Genomic DNA, 17,203 nt, shown 5'->3' on the forward strand with positions numbered 1-17,203 from the left:
TTAATGTTGTTTTTCACCGTGTGCCTGACGTGTGCGTTCCACAATCGTGTGCGATAGATAGGTTGCGAGGCCAACAATCACAACAGCGATGACACCCAGAGCTGCACCAGGACCACGACCGGAAGCACTTTGCATAAAGAGATAGAGACCATACGCAAGGGGCGCATCAGATTCTTGAGAGACCAACATGATGGTGGCAGATAGTTCGACAGCCGCAGTAGCAAATGCAGTGACGAAACCAGCCAGAATACCTGCAGCCATTAGAGGAACGACGATACGACGAATAGTTTTTGCCCTCGTTGCACCCAGGTTTTCAGATGCTTCTTCAAATGAAGGGCTGACTTGTTGGAGAGCTGCAACACATGAGCGCAACGCGTAGGGCAGCCGGCGAACGGAAAGTGCAATCACGATAATGCCCCACCATGTTGCCATGGAGGTTCCGATGATGGGCAACTCTACATCATAGAAGGTGCGAAGGTAGCCGATACCGAGTACAACACCAGGTACTGCCAATGCTGCCATCGCACCAAAGTCGAGCCATTTTCTTCCCTTAATTTTCGTGCGCCAAACCAGATAGGCAATGGCGGTACCAAGAATGACATCAATTAACCCAGCTAAACCTGCATAAAGTAGCGTGTTGGTAATGAACTCTGAGGCTTGGGTGATAGCCGTTGCGTAGTGATCCAAGGTAAACCCATCAGGCAATGGGCTGAAGCTCCAGATAGTGCCAAAGGAAAGTAGCAGTAGGGCAAAATGTGGGGCCAGGACCAGCAGAAGAATAAGGGCTATGACAGCATAGCAACCAATCATTTCTAATGGGCGTAGCTCGCGTTTTGACAAGCCACCTCCGCCTTTTTGATTGGTTGAGTAGTCCTTTCCTTTCAGAGCCTGAAAGGAAATCCACAGTGCAAACGCCGAAAATACGACCAGAATGACCGAGATGACATATCCCATTGGGTCTGTGATACCGACCGATGAAATACGAAGGTAGGCTTGTGGTGCGAGCATATTGTTGACGTTTAACAGGAGAGGTGTGCCCAGATCATCAAAAACCTTCACAAACACTAAGGACGCACCAGCGACGTATCCAGGCATCGCCAGTGGGAATACGATGCGTCTGAATAGTCTTAATCCTGATGAGCCAAGTGATTGTGCGGACTCTTCCATTGAACGGTCAATGTTCTGCAATGCTGCAGACAAGTTAATGAGAATAAATGGAAAATAATGAACACTCTGGACGAAAACGACACCATTTAGCCCTTCCATTATGGGAATGGTGAAGCCGAAGTATTCATCCAGCAGGAGGTTCACACTGCCGTTTTCACCAAAAAGCAGTTGCATCGCCACTGCGCCGATGAAGGGAGGCATAATCAGTGGCACGATACCCAGAGTTTGGATCAGAACGGTTCCGCGAAACTGAAATCGACTGGTGAAATAGGCAAGTGGCATGGCAATGATTGAGGCCACGATAACCGACATAAATGCCACATAAAATGAGTTAAAGAACGACTCTCTGAACAAGCTTGAACCAAAGAAGTCTTTGAAGTTCACCAGAGTCAGCGAGCCATCAGGGTCTTGAAAGGCAACAAAAATAACTTTTAAGACGGGCACAAACAAAAATACTACAACAAATAGCGCGATGAGCGCGGCGCTTAGGTATAAGGCCCAATCTTCACGAACCTTGCGCCAAAGCCCCTTTGAATTGGCACTGACTGGTTTGTCGGACTGAGATATAGAGACATTGCTCATTAGATACTCCGTTATCTATGGAATATTCACGCCCCTAACCGCAATAATTGGGGTATCGCTGAAAGGGGCGTGGGTTATGGGCTACAGAAGTTCTATCGCTTGCTCTGCAAGCTCAGTCGCTTTTTGATAGTTAGCCAGCGTTGTTTTATCCCACTCCTGCTCAATCTCTGCCTGACGTGCTTCGACTTTGTCAGAGGCTTTTTTACGTTTCTTTGTAAAGATGCCTGCAAATTTAGGGTCAGATGCTTGCTCAGCGGTAATAGGGACGGCGGATACGAGAAGTTTTGCTTCGGCGACGAGATTCATTGCCTCGGAATTTTTGGCCGCTTTTGCTTTGGCTTCAGCCTCTTGAATGGCTTTTGTTGCTTCGCGCAATTCATCCAGTCTGTAGGTCACCATGACATCAAAAAGGCTGTTGACGACGTTATAGCGGGACTTAGAAACATCGAGGTTAAAATCAACGGTGCCCAGTTGCTCGCCTGTAAATGGGTTAGGGAAGCCTTCTGGGGTACTTGCATAGGCTGCAGGGTTAACTGGAAGTCGTTGGATCTTTTTATCAAGCAGCAGCGCTTGCCCTTCCTCCGATAACAGGAAATCAATAAAGGCAGCAGCGGCCTCATTGTTAGGCGCGTTACTGACCATGCCTACGTTTGCAGGGACGAGAGCTGTCACGGTGGGGTAGTGAAAATCAACGGGAAACCCTGTTGCTTTTGAAGATAACCCAAAGAAATCAATCACGATACCCACGCCAAACGAACCGCTATTGACGCCATCAGGTACGCCGAAGCTGCGCTCAGTAACAGTTTTGAAGTTTCCTGAAATAGATTTAAGGGTCGACCATCCTTGTTCCCAACCCTCGCCTTGAAGAATGGCTTCAACGGTAAGGTGTGTTGTCCCAGATCGTGATGGGGCCGACATGCCAACATGCTTGTGATAAACCGGATCTGCTAAATCATGCCATTCTTTCGGAGTCGGCAGCTTTTTGGCTTTCATGTAGCGCTCATTCCACATCATGCCGTAGCCAGAAAGCGCAAAGCCTTTATAGAAACCGTCAGGGTCATTAATCGGGAAGGTACCGACTTTTTCAGGTATACCGCTCACGGAAGATTGGTATGCGGCAAGGAGGTTATTATCTTTTAGCACCTCGAAAGCGTCTGGTGCAGACGCCCAAAAAATGTCAGATTTATTGTTACTCGATGTCTCTTGTAAGTACTTAATTCCCGCAGTCGTTTTCTTGGAAAGAACTTCGACGTTAATGTTGGGGTACTTTTTCTCGAAAGCCTTTTTGTAGACATCGGTGACGTCATTGGGAAATGAAGTGACAATCACGAGGTCTTTATCAGACATTGCCAGTGATGAAGTACTGCTAAGCGCAAGTATTATTGATGAAGCCAATGAGACTTTTACATACTTACCCGTCAATCCTTGATGTTTGCTTGCTGTCATAAAACACTCCACTTGATTTGATATACCCAAGCAAACTGGAGATACAGGATTCAACTCGCCCTAGGGAAGGTTCTCAATGCAAGCACCTTCAGGTTATTTGGGTATAAAGTAGGGGAATTCCTACTCATCAGCCGTTTAGCATTTCAAGTGTTGTGCCAAAACATTAAAGCTTCCTAACTTTATGCTTTTAAAGTGTATTTTTGTTTTTCGATGGAGGGTTGATGTGTCATTCTTGGTCTTTGGCATGTCTTGAGTAGGTCAAAACTGACCTACTCAACATCTTTAAGATTATCAACGAGGTAACTCTCTTTATTTAAGCCATATTTCTTCATGCGCAGATAAAGGTTCTTACGTGGTATATCCAGATATTCTGCAGCATTGGCAATGTGGCCATGAAACATCTTCAAGGTGTGATGAAGCACTGAAAACTCGTACTGGGCCAACTGATGTGAGAGAGAATGGCAGGCGTCAGCATCATTGGTAAAAATCAGGTCAGAGATGCCAAGGACAATACGATCTGCTTCGTTCATCAACTCCCTCACATTACCTGGCCAGTCGTGAGACATGAGTTGTTGGAAATGGATAGAGGTTAGCGTTGGTGCAACTTCCCCCAACCGCTTTTCAGCTTCATAGAGAAAGTAGCCCAACAGTTGGGGAATATCAGACTTACGCTCCCGTAACGGTGGAATATCGAGTGATGCAACGTTAAGCCGGTAGTAAAGGTCCTGTCGGAATGTACCTTCCTGAGAGAGCGCAAGAAGATCTCCTTTTGCTGCTGAAAGTACTTTAAGATCAACCTTTACTGTCTCATTACTGCCTACACGTTCAAGTTCACCTTCCTGTATCACCCGCAATAAACGTATTTGAGCAGTTAGCGGCATACTCTCGATTTCGTCCAGGAATAGTGTTCCCCCTGAAGCGTACTCAATTTTTCCTATCCGCTTTTTGTTTGCGCCTGTAAAGCTGCCTGCTTCGTGACCAAACAGTTCAGACTCGATGAGGTTCTCAGGCATTGCACCACAGTTAATCGCGACAAAAGGACGATTTTTCCGGCTGGACTGGCTGTGCAAAGTTCTTGCTATCTTTTCTTTGCCCGTACCTGTTTCACCATTAATGACGATATTGATGTCGGCATTTGCCAGTGTGATAAGACGTTGTTTTAGCTTTTGCATCACATCTGATTGGCCGATAAGCAGTTGGTCAACGGTGATATCACGTTGCTTATTCTGTTTTAAGCGCCTGTTTTCAAGCGTAAGGGCCCGATGCTGGGCTGCTTTGCCTGCCAGGCCAATAAGACGCTCAGGGCGGAGTGGCTTTTCAACGAAATCAAACGCACCAAGCTTGACGGATTCCAGAGCGGTTTCTATGTCTGCATGCCCTGAAATAAGGATAACAGGCAAGGTGGAGTCAAGCTTTTGAAGATGTTTGAGAAAAGTAATCCCATCCATCGTTGGCATACGGATATCAGAAATCACGATGGCGTCACTGTTGTATTGGAGACTAGCCAGTGCCATGTCGGCCCCGGCGAAGCCAGTCACAGTAAAGTTTTGTAATTCCAGAATTTCTTTAAGACTCTCTCTTAGCTCCTTGTCATCTTCTACCAACACTATGCGGCCGTTAGACATAATATGATCTCCGTTCCCTGGTTCGGTGTTGAGTTGACGACGATATTCCCGCCGAAGTCCTGAATAATGTTATGTGTGATTGACATGCCAAGCCCCAGCCCGCTGCCGACCTCTTTCGTGGTAAAGAAGGGTTCAAAAATCTGTGCTTGGGAATTTGCGTCCATCCCACAGCCATTATCGACGATATGAATGGCGATGTTCTGAGCCTCTTTGTTGGCAAAAATATGAATACGTGGCGTAAAGCTGCCAGTTTCTTGTTTGAGAGTGATAGCGTCGATGCTGTTACTGAGTAAATTGACGAAAACCTGTTCTAATCTGATGTCATTTGCCTGTACGTGCAAATTGTCGCTGATATCTACGGACACCCATGTGTCCGGTAAGCTATCAGTGAAGAGGTCCATGGCATTTTTCAAAACATGCTTGACTGATGTTGGCTGGGTCAGGTCATCGGTTTTACGTGCAAAGGATTTTAAATGCTGACATAAACGGGCGGCGCGGTCGGTAATATGGTCAATCTTGTGCAGTTTGTCTTTAGCCTGGTCCAATCTTTTCTGTTTGATGTATTGCTCCGCCAGATAGGTATTTGAGCTAATGGCGGCCAGCGGTTGGCTAAACTCATGTACGATACCTGATGTCAATTGCCCTAAAACCGCCAGCTTGGCGGCCTGTACAAGTTCTTCTTGTGTTTCTTGTAGGTTCTGTTCAGTCAGTTGTCGTTGGTAAATCTCTTCAGTAAGCTGCCTGTTTTTCATTTCCAACATTGCCGTGTTTTGTTTTACCTGTCTGGCCTGCTCATTGAAAATATTGGTGGCTTTGGCAAGTGAACTGACTTCGTCTTTACCTCTGATATCAATGAGTGGCTGAAGCTCTCCCTTTGCTAAATGACGCATACTGCGCAGCACATTTGATAATCGATTAAGCAATTGACTGCGAAGATAAGCGCCGACAAATAGGGTAAGAAACGCAATACCAATTAGGGTGAATTTCAGTTGCTCACTACTTTGGTCGATGACTTCAATGAGCGTTTTTGAGGTTTCTATGTTCTGATCTTCAGCGAAAGAAACAGCCTGATTGATGATGAGTCGGACATTTTCTATTAGGATTTGGTTTTTGAGTAAGAGGGTTCGGTTTTCTTGATCCAGTTCGAGTACCTTCAGACTCTGAGAAATCGAATTTTTGGGCCCCAGCGTTAATGCTTCTACCTGTGCTGCCATTTGGCGCACAGTGACAGTACTTGGGTAAGGGGTAAGAGTGTTAACCTGCCTGTTAATCGTTAATAAGGTTTCATCTATCACGCTTTGTGCTGCTAAGACATCATTTCGGTCGTTGAACAAGGAGGTACGTTGAAGCAGGTCGAGCACCAAGTTTAAATCAGCCTCTAGCTTCAGTAGCTGAACCTGTACCTCCGATTCTGAACGCATTTTCGCAAACTCTTCAGGAGACAAGCCATTTTGACGGGCTAACTTTTCTGATAACTGGTTGAGGTTGTACTGGCTGTCAGTGGTCAGTGGCGTGACTTCCTCAACAAAGTCTATTTGCAGCCAGTGCAATTGCTGTCTCAACTGTCGCTGTTCGTTTTGAAGCCGTAACTTTTGCTCAGTATTGCGATATATACTTTCGATATTTTCTGATAGACGGGATACAAGCAAACTGAATTCATAACTGCGTTGTTTTACTGCACTTGAGCTTGTGATGTCAGCGAGCTTAGGAAGGGCATTTGCCAGATTTTGTTGAGCCCGATCCAGCGCTTTTTCATTATTGGCCAGGGCCAGATTTGTTGCGTCTGTGGTGATACTTCCCCCTATTTGGGCAACCTTTGCCGCGGATATAAGAATGGGAAGTTGCTCATCAACCAGTGATCGCGAACTGTTAGCCAGATTCTGAAAAGACAAAGAATTTGAGAGTAAAAATGCGCCCGATAGCAAGCCAAGTAACACAAACAACGCAAAAATACGTGTCGCTATACTGTCACGTTTTTTCATTGGTTACGCTCCAGCTTGATGGTTTCCAATGCCGCTGTTGCCGCATCAAGATTTTGAGATAGCGTCTTCCTCCAGTCGCCTGTCACTGATTGGAATGTGTCGGTATAACGGCGCTCAGGGCTAAGCATGTTATTTAAATGCTGGTCTGCGGCTTCCTCGTGAGAAATCGGGACAGCCGTTGCTTGTTCAAATATTGCGTTGAGTTTGTCCTGTGTTTCTATATCTATGTTGTCGCTTTGAATTTGGTGCCACTGCTGCCAGAAGGTCTGAAGATCTGCCAGTCGATTGGTAATTAACTGATCAAAAAGGGCATTCACAGCGTGATATCGCATGGCCGACAGATACGGGTCAAACACTGGGCTAGGGTTCTGCTCAGTGATACGCTCTCCTTGTTGCAACGATATTCGGTTCACATTGGGTAACGACAGCAAGTTTTGTCCGCTATCTGACAATAGAAATTTGACGAACTTTTCACTCGACGTATTCTTTGACTGGCTACGGATATGTGCAATTTTGGCAGCAATAAGAGGAGTATTAGGCACGGGTTCAAAGCCGACTGGGTGGCCCTCTGCTAGCGCACTTCTGTAAAAGAAGTCGACCACTGGACCGAGCGTAAACCTTTGTTTAATGACACCCTCCCGCACACCGAAGCTTCTCGCTGTGACTGTGGCTAGATTTCCACCCAATTGGCTTAAATAAGCCCATCCGTCTTCCCAGCCATATTGTTGGAGAATGATTTCTATAAGAAGGTGATTGGTTCCTGAACGGGATGGCGCGCTGATAGCTATTTGCTGATGAAAGCTTGGACTAAGCAAGTCTTCCCAACGTTTAGGGGAGGAAATGCCTAACTCGGACAGTTTGTCGTTATGCCAAAAAAAGACAAACTGAGACCAAGCGAATGTGACTGGTTCGTCGATCAGAGATTTACTTTGTAGAGTGGCCATAGCATCAGCAGAAGACATCCACACTAAATCTGACTTCGGTGACCGTTCATTAGCAATATGCTGAATAACCGCCGGTGTTTTTTTGTTGAGTACTTGCAGGTTAAGTGACGGGTGCGCTTTTTCAAAGGCAGTTTTAATAGGTGTATAAAAACTCTCAGGAAAAGAGGTCAGCACCACGATGGTATCCTGAGGCTTTGCAACAACAAACCCAGGGACTAGCCACAAAAGGACGAACAAACGTAGTATGTGTGGCATGTTTGGCTCCTGAACAACTTTGCCAATAGTATTATAAAAACATACAATTTTAACAAAATCTAAACATAATTTTGTGGCCTGCTAATGCTGTTCACTGGCTGCAAGCAATTGCCTACAAAAGAAAAAAGAAAGCGGCAATATGCCGCTTTAAGTCTTGTTGAAGTGAAGAGTGTTTATTATGAATATCGGTATGGCTTACCCGCTTTCTCCATCACTCCTGCATATTCTTTAAATATTTCTATCACCCGAGCATTTCGTGGACTGGTTTCAGCGATTTCGTCCCAGAATTTGTAAGCCTCGACCTCAACCTGACGCCACTCTTCATCTGGAATTGTGGTCAGCTGCATCTTGGTGCCACTTGTTCTGAGTTTCGCTTCTCCGCCCCAATACCAGTGCTGACGATAATAGTGTGAAGAGTCCATCATGAGGTTAAAGAGCACTTTCAGGTGTTCTGGCAGTGCATTCCAACGCTCAGTGTTGGCAAAGAAAGAACCACACCAGGCGCCGGAGATATTATTCGTCAGGAAGTAGTTGGTCACATCTGCCCAGCCAACGGTGTAGTCTTCTGTAATACCAGACCATGCAATGCCATCCAGTTCGCCGGTCTGAACTGCCACTTCCACATCTTCCCAAGGCAGAGTGACGGGGATAACACCGAAACGGGAAAGGAATCGGCCAGCAGTTGGGAAGGTAAAGATACGTTTCCCTTTCAAGTCTGCCAGACTGCGGATTGGGTCTACCGTTGCGAAGTGGCAAGGATCCCATGAACCCGCACTTAACCAGGTCACACCTTTGACCTCGCCATAGGCTTCCTGCCAGATTTCTTTCAAGCCGTATTCTTCAAACAGTACTGGAACATCAAGGCTATAGCGGGTCGCGAAGGGGAAATAGCCGCCAAACACGGAGATATCGACAGGTGCAGCGATGGAGTCGTCATCACTTTGCACCGCATCAATCGTGCCTTTTTGCATTGCGCGGAACAACTCGCCCGTTGGAACAAGCTGGTCGGCGAAATACAGCTCAATGACCATTTCACCATTGGCTGCAGCGTTAAACGCATCTACAGCAGGTTTGATAACATGCTCAGCGAGCGCTGGGCCAGCATAGGTCTGTAGTCTCCAGCGAATAGGTTCCTTGGCGGATACAACAGCTGGTGCACCCAGAATCGCCGTTGAACTGGCAGCGCCGACGATACCTGCCTTTTTCAGAAAATCACGTCTGTTGTTACTCATAGTGGTGTCCTTATTACGTCATTAATTCGATAAACACACTTTTCTATTGCTTTGATTGTAGTTGCATATATGAAGTTGATATCTGTCGTCATTTCCTCCTATCGGCTGTAGTGCCATTCCGGCAGCCAGAGCGCGATCTGAGGGAATGCCATGACAATGACAAGCGCACAGATCATGATGAGAACAAACGGCACGATAGAGCGGTAAATGTCGGTCAGTGATACCTCGGGCGGTGCCATCGCACGCATCAGGAATAGGTTGTAGCCAAATGGCGGCGTCATGTAGGCGATCTGACAGGTAATGGTATAAAGCACGCCATACCAGATAAGGTCGAAGCCGAGTAATTTCACCAATGGCACATAGAGAGGGGCAACGATAACCAACATGGCAGTGTCGTCGAGGAAGGTACCCATGATGAGGTAGGACAACTGCATCAGGATCAGCACTTCCCACGGTGTGAGGCCGAGCCTGTCGATAAACAGCGCTTCTATGGCTTTCACGGCACCCAAACCGTCGAACACCGCGCCGAAACAAAGGGCGGCGAGAATGATCCACATGAACATGCAGCTGATGGCGAGGGTTTTACGCAGCGTATTTTCCATGACTTCTTTGGTCATACGACGCTTGACGATGGCTGCAATGGTCGCTGCCAGCGCGCCGACCGCAGAGCTTTCCACCAAGCTGGTGACACCCATCAGGAACAAACCCGTCATCGAGAAGAAAATCGCGAGCGGAAGAATACCCGCCCGAAGCAGTTTGAGCTTTTCGCTCATGGGTACGTTGCGCTCTTCTTCAGATAGCGCTGGTCCCAAATGCGGCTGCATTTTGCAGCGAACGACGATATAGATAATGAACATGCTCGCCATCAGCAGACCAGGCAATAAGCCGGCAAGCCAAAGTTGTCCTACAGGCTGGCGCGCAATCATCCCGTAGAGAACCAATACCACGCTTGGCGGTACCAATATCCCGAGCGAACTGCCTGCCTGTATCACCCCGGTGACCATGATCTTGTCATACCCCCGCCGCAATAGTTCGGGGAGAGCGATACTTGCGCCGATGGCCATACCTGCCACGCTGAGGCCATTCATCGCAGAAATGGCGACCATCAATAGAATTGTGCCGATGGCCAAGCCGCCGTGAATCGGACCCATCCAGACATGGAACATTTTGTAGAGATCTTCCGCGATACCGGACTCTGACAGCATGTAGCCCATGTAGATAAACAGCGGCAATGTCAGTAGTGGATACCACTTCATCAACTTCATGGCTGCGCCAAAGGCGATTTCTGAACCACCGTCTCCCCATAGCAAAAGGGAAGCAATGACAGCGACAGAGCCAATGGCAGCGAATACCCGTTGCCCAGTCAGAAGCATGAGCATCATGGAGGAAAACATAAGGAGAGCGATCAGTTCATAACTCATTGCACGCCTCCTTCTGATTTTTCCTCAGAGACTTTTGGAGCACGCAATGTGGCAATGTCTTTGAGCATGACAGCCGTGGCTTGAAGCAGCATCAGGAAAATACTGAGACACATGATGAGTTTGATTGGTGCCATATACGGCCGCCAAGCGGAATAGCTGCGCTCACCATACTCCAACGCATAGGAGGTACTGGAAATGCCGCCGTACAGCAGAATACCAAGATAGATAATTAGGAAAACGACGGTAAAGCTATCGACCATCGCCTTGGTTCTTGGCGACCAGTTACCATAGGCCAAGTCCATGCGTACATGGCTGTTAAGCTGCATTGAATAAGGGCCACCGAGCATGTAGTACGCCACCATCGCAAACTGTGCCATTTCGAGTGTCCAAAGCGAAGGCAGAAAGAAGGTTTTGGTAATAGATGAATAAACGAGAATGCCCAGCATCAGAAAAATCAGATACATGGCGAAGCGGCCGATGTAAAAATTGACCGATTCGACAAACCTGACATAAGCCGCGAACGGTGAGGGCAGATAGGCTAGGTTTTTATCCTCGGGCAGACGTGATGACTCCATAACTACTTCCTTCCTTTGAATGGGGTCGATTAAGGCGACGAAGGCGCTCGGGATGATGCAGAGGGTTGCTTTAAGAACGCGAGCAACCAACGGGTGACGAGTTCAGCATCAGGCATTTGTTGCAAAGAAGCCTGTCCCTTGGATATCACATCCTCTGGAATGCGATCCCTTCTTGCTTCCATCAAATCAAATGAGTAGGCACGACTGAACTCTGGATGTCCTTGAATCGCAAGGAAGTGATTGCCTACCGTAAACATGCCGACAGGGCAGAAATCACTGCTGGCCAACGTGGTGCTATCAGGAGGGAGCTGACTCACTTGGTCCTGATGACTAACGACGAGAGAAAAATCAGGTTTAAGTTTTTGAAGCCATGGCTGCTTGGCCTTTTCTTCGGTCGACAAGTGACTGGTGGCAATACCCACTCCCCAGCCTTTTTCTGAGCGCTCAACCTTGCCGCCTAAAGCTTGCGCCATCATCTGATGACCAAAGCAGATGCCGACGGTAGGCTTTCCCTTTTCATAAAGCGTTTTTACAAAGCTTTCAAACTGCTTAATCCAAGGGAGGTCGTCGTAAACGCTGTATCGGCTACCTGAGATAACGTAACCATCACATTCGTCAATATCTTCTGGATATTCGCCATCCATAACGCGGTAGCACCGAAGGGACAGCGAAGGATCCACTTTCCTCAGCGTGGTGTCGAACATATCAGGGTAGTTTCTGTGTGCGGTTTGAAGATCAGGCTTCACGTCGTCACAGAGTAAGAGGCCGATACGCATAATGCCCCTCAGAGTCCTTTTCCATGAACAGCATTGACGAAGAGTTTGCTGTACTCATCCGCAGAGAACGGGATTGGGTTACCGCCAGCAGAGGGGTCATTAATCGACATCAAGCCCACCTTCTCGGCCTCCACATCATTAATACCAATTTCACCGAGGGTATGTGGAATCCCCAGAGACCTTCGTAGCGCCAATACCCAGTTCAACACAGCATCAGTGCCTGAAGCTTCTAACGACAGATAGCGTGAAAGCCGATCCATTTTATCGTCGATTTCACTTCGGTTGGCTTCAAGCACATATGGCATCAGGATGGCATTCAGTAGACCATGGTGTGCGTTGTACAGTGCGCCTAGTGTGTGGGCGATGGCGTGCATGGCACCTAAACCTTTTTGGAACGCCGTTGCGCCCATACTGGAAGCGACCAACATCTGCATTCTGGCTTGTTTATCTGCACCGTTTTCAAACACGATCGGGAGGTTCTGCTGCACCAGACGAATACCTTCAATAGCGATACCTTCCGCCATTGGGTGGTAGCCGGGCGCGCATAGTGCTTCCAGCGAGTGGGAAAGCGCATCCATACCTGTTGCTGCGGTGATGTGTGCGGGAAGGCCGACCGTCAGCTCTGGGTCGAGAATCACTTTTTCGGGCAGCATTTTTGGGTGGAAGATGATGAGCTTGCGTTTCTCATCTTCTTTGGTGATCACAGAGGCGCGACCGACTTCTGAACCTGTGCCTGCTGTTGTGGGAATCGCGACGATCGGCGCAATGAGGTCTGAATCCGCTTGCGTCCAGTTGTCGCCAACATCTTCAAATGCCCAAAGTGGCAGTGATTGTTCTGCAGAAAGGGCTATGGCTTTCGCACAGTCCAATGCAGAACCACCACCCAGAGCAATCACACCATCGTGAAGGCCCTCATTGTAGGCAGTGTTACCTGCTTCTACATTCTGACCTGTTGGATTGCCTTGCACATCGCAAAATAGCGCGACAGACAACCCTTGCTGTTCGCAAAGATCTCTTGCCTCTTGTGTCATGGAAAGTTCTGCAATACCGGGGTCTGTGACTAATAATGGCCGCTCCATTCCCAGACTTTTACAAGCATCAGGCAATGCAGATAACGCGCCGATCCCGGCAGTCATTGCGGTGGGATAATTCCAGTTTGAAAATGACATTTCCGGCTCCTACACGCGTTTGAAGTGATAAGACTTAGGGCGCGTCAAATGCTCGAACCCAATCTTGGAAAGAGTGCATCCACGACCACTGTTTTTAACCCCCACCCAGGCAAGGCCGGGGTCCAGGTAGTCGCAGCGGTTGAGGAATACGGTGCCGGACTCGACGTTATCCGCTAACTGTTCACCGCGCGCTTCATCTTCTGTGAAGATGGCGGCAGTCAGTCCGAACTCGCTCTCGTTCATCAAGCGCACTGCTTCTTCGTCACTGCTGACACCCTGAATACCCAGAATGGGGCCGAATGTTTCCTCCGTCATCACCCGCATACTATGGTCAACGTTCACCAGAAGCTGGGGGGCAAGGTATGGGCTACTCACCTGATTTGCAGTGAAGTTGGAGGCATCAATCAAGGGTTTGGCGCCCTGAAGTATCGCTTCTTCCGTTTGCCCCCTTACAAAATCAGCGGAAGCAGTTCGCACCAAAGGCCCAAGTGTTGTGCTTGCTTCATCAGGTCTACCGAGTTGGTATTGGTTCACGAGTTTTACCGCTGCATCGACAACGTCATCAAAAACCGATTCATGTACATAAAGACGTTCCATGCCACAACAAGACTGGCCAGAGTTAAAAAACGCGCCGTCGATGACGGTGTCTACTGCATTGGGAACATTGGCGTCATGGCGAATATAGGCGGGATCTTTACCGCCTAGCTCCAACCCTGCGCTGATAAATCGCCCTGCAATGGCTTTTTCAACGACTCTGCCGCCAGGCACTGAACCCGTGAATGCGACATGTCGTATGGTGTCATGCTGCATCACTGACTCAGTATCGGCATGGGAAAGATGAAGGTATTGAAATACGCCCTCGGGCAATCCGGCCTCTGCGAACGCTTCCGCCATTCTTTCTGCGCAAAGAGGCGTTTGCGCAGAGTGCTTGAGCAGAACTGTGTTACCGGCCAACAATGCAGGAACAATCGCATTAACGGCTGTCAGGTATGGGTAGTTCCAGGGCGCAACCACGAATACCGTACCGAGTGGAACCCGCTTAATGTAGCGACGAAACCCTGCTTTATCGGGTAAAGGCATGGGTGAAAGGGCTTCTGGAGCGATGTCGATCATGTGCAGCGCGCGCTCTTCGAAGCCTGCCACTTCACCTTTTGCGTATACGATGGGACGACCCATCATCCAAGAGATTTCTTCTGCAATGTCTTCGGCTTTGGCAACAAAACACTCAACAGCTTTCCTGCAAAGTGCTTGGCGCACCTCGAGGGAGGTGTTTTTCCAAAATGGATAGGCTTTAACTGCGCTTTCCAAAGCCGCGTTAATTTCTGATGCGGTAGCAAAAGGACGCTCGACATAAACCGAGCCATCTACGGGTGTAATTGTCTGAAAACGTTCCATGTCTTCACCTAAATAATTTCAAAGTAACGGTCGAGTTCCCAATCGGTCACATGCTTGCGGAACTCTCTTTCTTCCCACTCTCTTGATGCTGCGAAGTGTTCAACAAAGGCTTCACCTAGCATGGCTTTGGCTGCTTCGGAGTGCTTGAACGATTGTGCGGCCTCCCAGAGTGTCCGGGGGAGTTGGAGCTCTTCTGGATGTTCGATGTCGTATGCGTTTCCGACAATACGGTCCGTTGGTTCCATCTTGTGCTCAACGCCATACAGACCGGACGCGAGCGCAGCAGCAAGGGCGAGATAAGGATTGGCATCTGCAGCGCCAAGACGATACTCAATGCGCTGCGATTTATCAGATCCCGGAATAACACGAAGTGATGTAGTGCGGTTCTCAACGCCCCAAGTCGCATCCGTTGGAGCCCAAAAGCCTGGGATCATTCGGGTGTAGCTATTGACGGTTGGGGCAATCATGCACAGGAATTGCGGCATCAAAAGCTGTTGGCCTGCGAGGAAGTGGCGCTGCACGTCACTCATATTGAGCTCAGCATCGGGCGCATAAAAGGCACTTTTCCCCGACGCCCGATCACGAAGCGAAATGTGAATATGCCCGCTTTGGCCGGGGTAATCATTGGTCCACTTGGCCATGAAAGTTGCCATCATGTCGTTCTTTTGTGCCAGCACTTTCATGTAGGTTTTGAAGAGGGCTGCTTTGTCTGCGGCGTCTTTTGCGTTGTCGACAGTGAGCGCAGCCTCAATGACTCCTGGGCCAGTTTCGGAGTGAATACCTTCGATAGGGAAGTCCATGGATTCACCCATGGCGAGAATCGCTTTATACAAGCCTGAGTAAGTAGAGTTACGAATCATCGAGTAACCGAACCAATCAGGCGTGATCGTTTTCAGGTTGCGGAAGCCTTTTTCACGGGCAGAGTGGGGAGTTTCATCGAAAATGAAGAATTCGTATTCAAGCGCGGCGTAGGCGTCAAACCCCATGTCCGCGGCCTTTTCCAATACACGCCTTAGTGTGGCCCGTGGGCAAACTGCTTCCGCGTCACCGGAAAACTCCGCAATGAAAAGCAACATGCCGTCTTCATCGAGCACGTCGCGACAAGTGTCTGGAAGAATACGAACTGGCGCATCAGGGTAACCGGTGTGCCAGCCAGTGTACTTTGCGTTATCATAGAGTTGGTCTTTGACATCCCAGCCCAAGACTACGTCGCAGAAGGCAAATCCATTGTCTAATGAAGAGAAGAATTTCTCTTTCGACATGTACTTTCCGCGCATCACACCATCGTTATCAAACAAGCCAACTTTGACGTGGGAGAGTTTCCTTTCTTCTACAATCTTCTTGGCGTCAGCCGCCGTTTTTACTTCACGCGCTTCCATACCCGCTCCTGTTATTTTCGTTACCGGACCGAAAAAAAAACTGCATGCTCCACGTGCTTCTGATGCTTCAGAAACCCATGAACCTCTATCAACGATAGTTGAAGCACGGGCAAGCAGTAGGTGACTCATCAGTCACTTACGGTTGGTAACGGCCTGTAAATTTAAAATAGGCGTGGCCAAAAAATTTTGACCACCACAATCACACAGGGTGGGATAACACTATTAGGAATTTTAATAGTGTGAATTTGAACGGCTTGTCAGGTGTACTTTCCAATGCGGATTTTTCCGTCCAGCCAGGGGTAATGTTGGCGGATTTTTGCCAGGAAATGTTGGCGCAGAATTTTACAGCTACCTTCGGCCAGTTTTTCCGGTAAATCACCCAGTTCATTGCGGCGAGCAATCAAAGTTAAGTATCTGAAAAAAGAATCCTTTTCTGGTAATGGAATAACACTGGTTTGATTGCGAAAAACCTCCCCTTGAAGAAGGCATAATGGGGTGGTTAACGTCCAGCCAAGTCCTTGAGCTACCGCGGAAAGGACTGCGAATGTGTTATCCAGTTGCATACGGTCTGGCACATCGAGACCTTGATGATGCAGATAGGTTTCGATGGATTGGCTGATAAGACTTTGTTCGCTGTAGCGAATCATGTCCAGATGTTTACTCAATGCGACAAGCGAGTGGCAGGTGTCGGGGTACTTTTGTTGGAACTGTTTTGGTACAACCAGGACAAATGGTTCTTTCAGTATTTGAAGGCGTCTAAGGTCATCCTGTCTTTCGAGGACATCATCAGAAATAATAATATCAATGCTACGACTGAGTAGGCCTTGCTGATGAAGGTGGGAGTAGCCCGTCATCATGGTCCAGTTTTCCGTGTGCGCTTTAATGACTTCAATCAGGGGCTGCCCGACCGTCGCGGCTAGCGAATCTACCATGGCAATTCGCACCAGGTGCAAACTATTGAAACTCCCTTTAGTGATGACATGCTGAGTTTTGTAAGCCTGTTCGAGCAGGTGAACGGACTGGTCGTAGAAATAGCGTCCGGCGACAGTTAGCTCTACGGGGCGCACACTGCGATCAAGCAACTTCACGCCGAGGCTACTTTCCAAATTGGCGAGGATTTGTGAAACCGAAGATTGAGAGATATCCAAATGTTGTGAGGCCGCGGTCATGTTGCCGGTTTTGGCGGTTGCCACAAACACTTCCAGCGATTTCAGCTCAAATCCTAATGTTCCCATCAGCAAATCCTTTTCACATC

The 17,203-nt window shown here is 48.3% G+C and carries 13 protein-coding genes; all 13 read right to left on the bottom strand.

Going from position 1 to position 17,203, the window contains the following annotated elements; all coding sequences use genetic code 11:
* Positions 1–1,749: an ABC transporter permease gene (locus tag K6Q96_RS07695; RefSeq protein WP_251879229.1), complete on the bottom strand. Its 1,749-nt coding sequence runs from the start codon at positions 1,747–1,749 to the stop codon at positions 1–3.
* A gap of 81 nt (positions 1,750–1,830) precedes the next feature.
* Positions 1,831–3,195 (bottom strand): ABC transporter substrate-binding protein, encoded by a 1,365-nt coding sequence (locus K6Q96_RS07700; RefSeq protein WP_251879231.1) that lies wholly within the window; start codon positions 3,193–3,195, stop codon positions 1,831–1,833.
* A gap of 269 nt (positions 3,196–3,464) precedes the next feature.
* The gene (locus K6Q96_RS07705; RefSeq protein ID WP_251879233.1) at positions 3,465–4,820 is read right to left on the bottom strand and encodes a sigma-54-dependent transcriptional regulator; all 1,356 of its coding nucleotides are present in this window, start codon (positions 4,818–4,820) and stop codon (positions 3,465–3,467) included.
* A complete protein-coding gene (locus K6Q96_RS07710; protein ID WP_251879235.1) occupies positions 4,802–6,802 on the bottom strand; it encodes an ATP-binding protein in 2,001 nt (666 codons plus the stop codon). The genes K6Q96_RS07705 and K6Q96_RS07710 overlap by 19 nt, the downstream gene beginning before the upstream one ends.
* The gene (locus tag K6Q96_RS07715; protein ID WP_251879237.1) at positions 6,799–8,001 is read right to left on the bottom strand and encodes an ABC transporter substrate-binding protein; all 1,203 of its coding nucleotides are present in this window, start codon (positions 7,999–8,001) and stop codon (positions 6,799–6,801) included. The genes K6Q96_RS07710 and K6Q96_RS07715 overlap by 4 nt, the downstream gene beginning before the upstream one ends.
* Positions 8,002–8,177: 176 nt before the next feature.
* Positions 8,178–9,233 (bottom strand): TRAP transporter substrate-binding protein, encoded by a 1,056-nt coding sequence (locus tag K6Q96_RS07720; protein WP_002535138.1) that lies wholly within the window; start codon positions 9,231–9,233, stop codon positions 8,178–8,180.
* A 98-nt stretch (positions 9,234–9,331) separates the two neighbouring features.
* Positions 9,332–10,654 (bottom strand): TRAP transporter large permease, encoded by a 1,323-nt coding sequence (locus tag K6Q96_RS07725; protein WP_251879239.1) that lies wholly within the window; start codon positions 10,652–10,654, stop codon positions 9,332–9,334.
* The gene (locus tag K6Q96_RS07730; protein WP_251879241.1) at positions 10,651–11,229 is read right to left on the bottom strand and encodes a TRAP transporter small permease subunit; all 579 of its coding nucleotides are present in this window, start codon (positions 11,227–11,229) and stop codon (positions 10,651–10,653) included. The genes K6Q96_RS07725 and K6Q96_RS07730 overlap by 4 nt, the downstream gene beginning before the upstream one ends.
* Positions 11,230–11,258: 29 nt before the next feature.
* Complete coding sequence (locus K6Q96_RS07735; protein ID WP_251879243.1) at positions 11,259–12,005, bottom strand: glutamine amidotransferase-related protein; 747 nt, start codon at positions 12,003–12,005, stop codon at positions 11,259–11,261.
* An 8-nt stretch (positions 12,006–12,013) separates the two neighbouring features.
* Positions 12,014–13,174, bottom strand: a complete 1,161-nt coding sequence (locus K6Q96_RS07740) for an iron-containing alcohol dehydrogenase (RefSeq protein WP_251879245.1) — start codon at positions 13,172–13,174, stop codon at positions 12,014–12,016.
* Between the two features lie 9 nt (positions 13,175–13,183).
* The gene (locus K6Q96_RS07745) at positions 13,184–14,569 is read right to left on the bottom strand and encodes an aldehyde dehydrogenase family protein (RefSeq protein WP_251879247.1); all 1,386 of its coding nucleotides are present in this window, start codon (positions 14,567–14,569) and stop codon (positions 13,184–13,186) included.
* 8 nt (positions 14,570–14,577) lie between these two features.
* Positions 14,578–15,948, bottom strand: a complete 1,371-nt coding sequence (locus K6Q96_RS07750) for a glutamine synthetase family protein (protein WP_251879249.1) — start codon at positions 15,946–15,948, stop codon at positions 14,578–14,580.
* Positions 15,949–16,205: 257 nt separating this feature from the next.
* Complete coding sequence (locus K6Q96_RS07755) at positions 16,206–17,183, bottom strand: LysR family transcriptional regulator (RefSeq protein WP_251879251.1); 978 nt, start codon at positions 17,181–17,183, stop codon at positions 16,206–16,208.
* Between the last annotated feature and the right edge of the window lie 20 nt (positions 17,184–17,203).

It is taken from the genome of Grimontia kaedaensis, assembly GCF_023746615.1.
GTDB lineage: Bacteria > Pseudomonadota > Gammaproteobacteria > Enterobacterales > Vibrionaceae > Enterovibrio > Enterovibrio kaedaensis.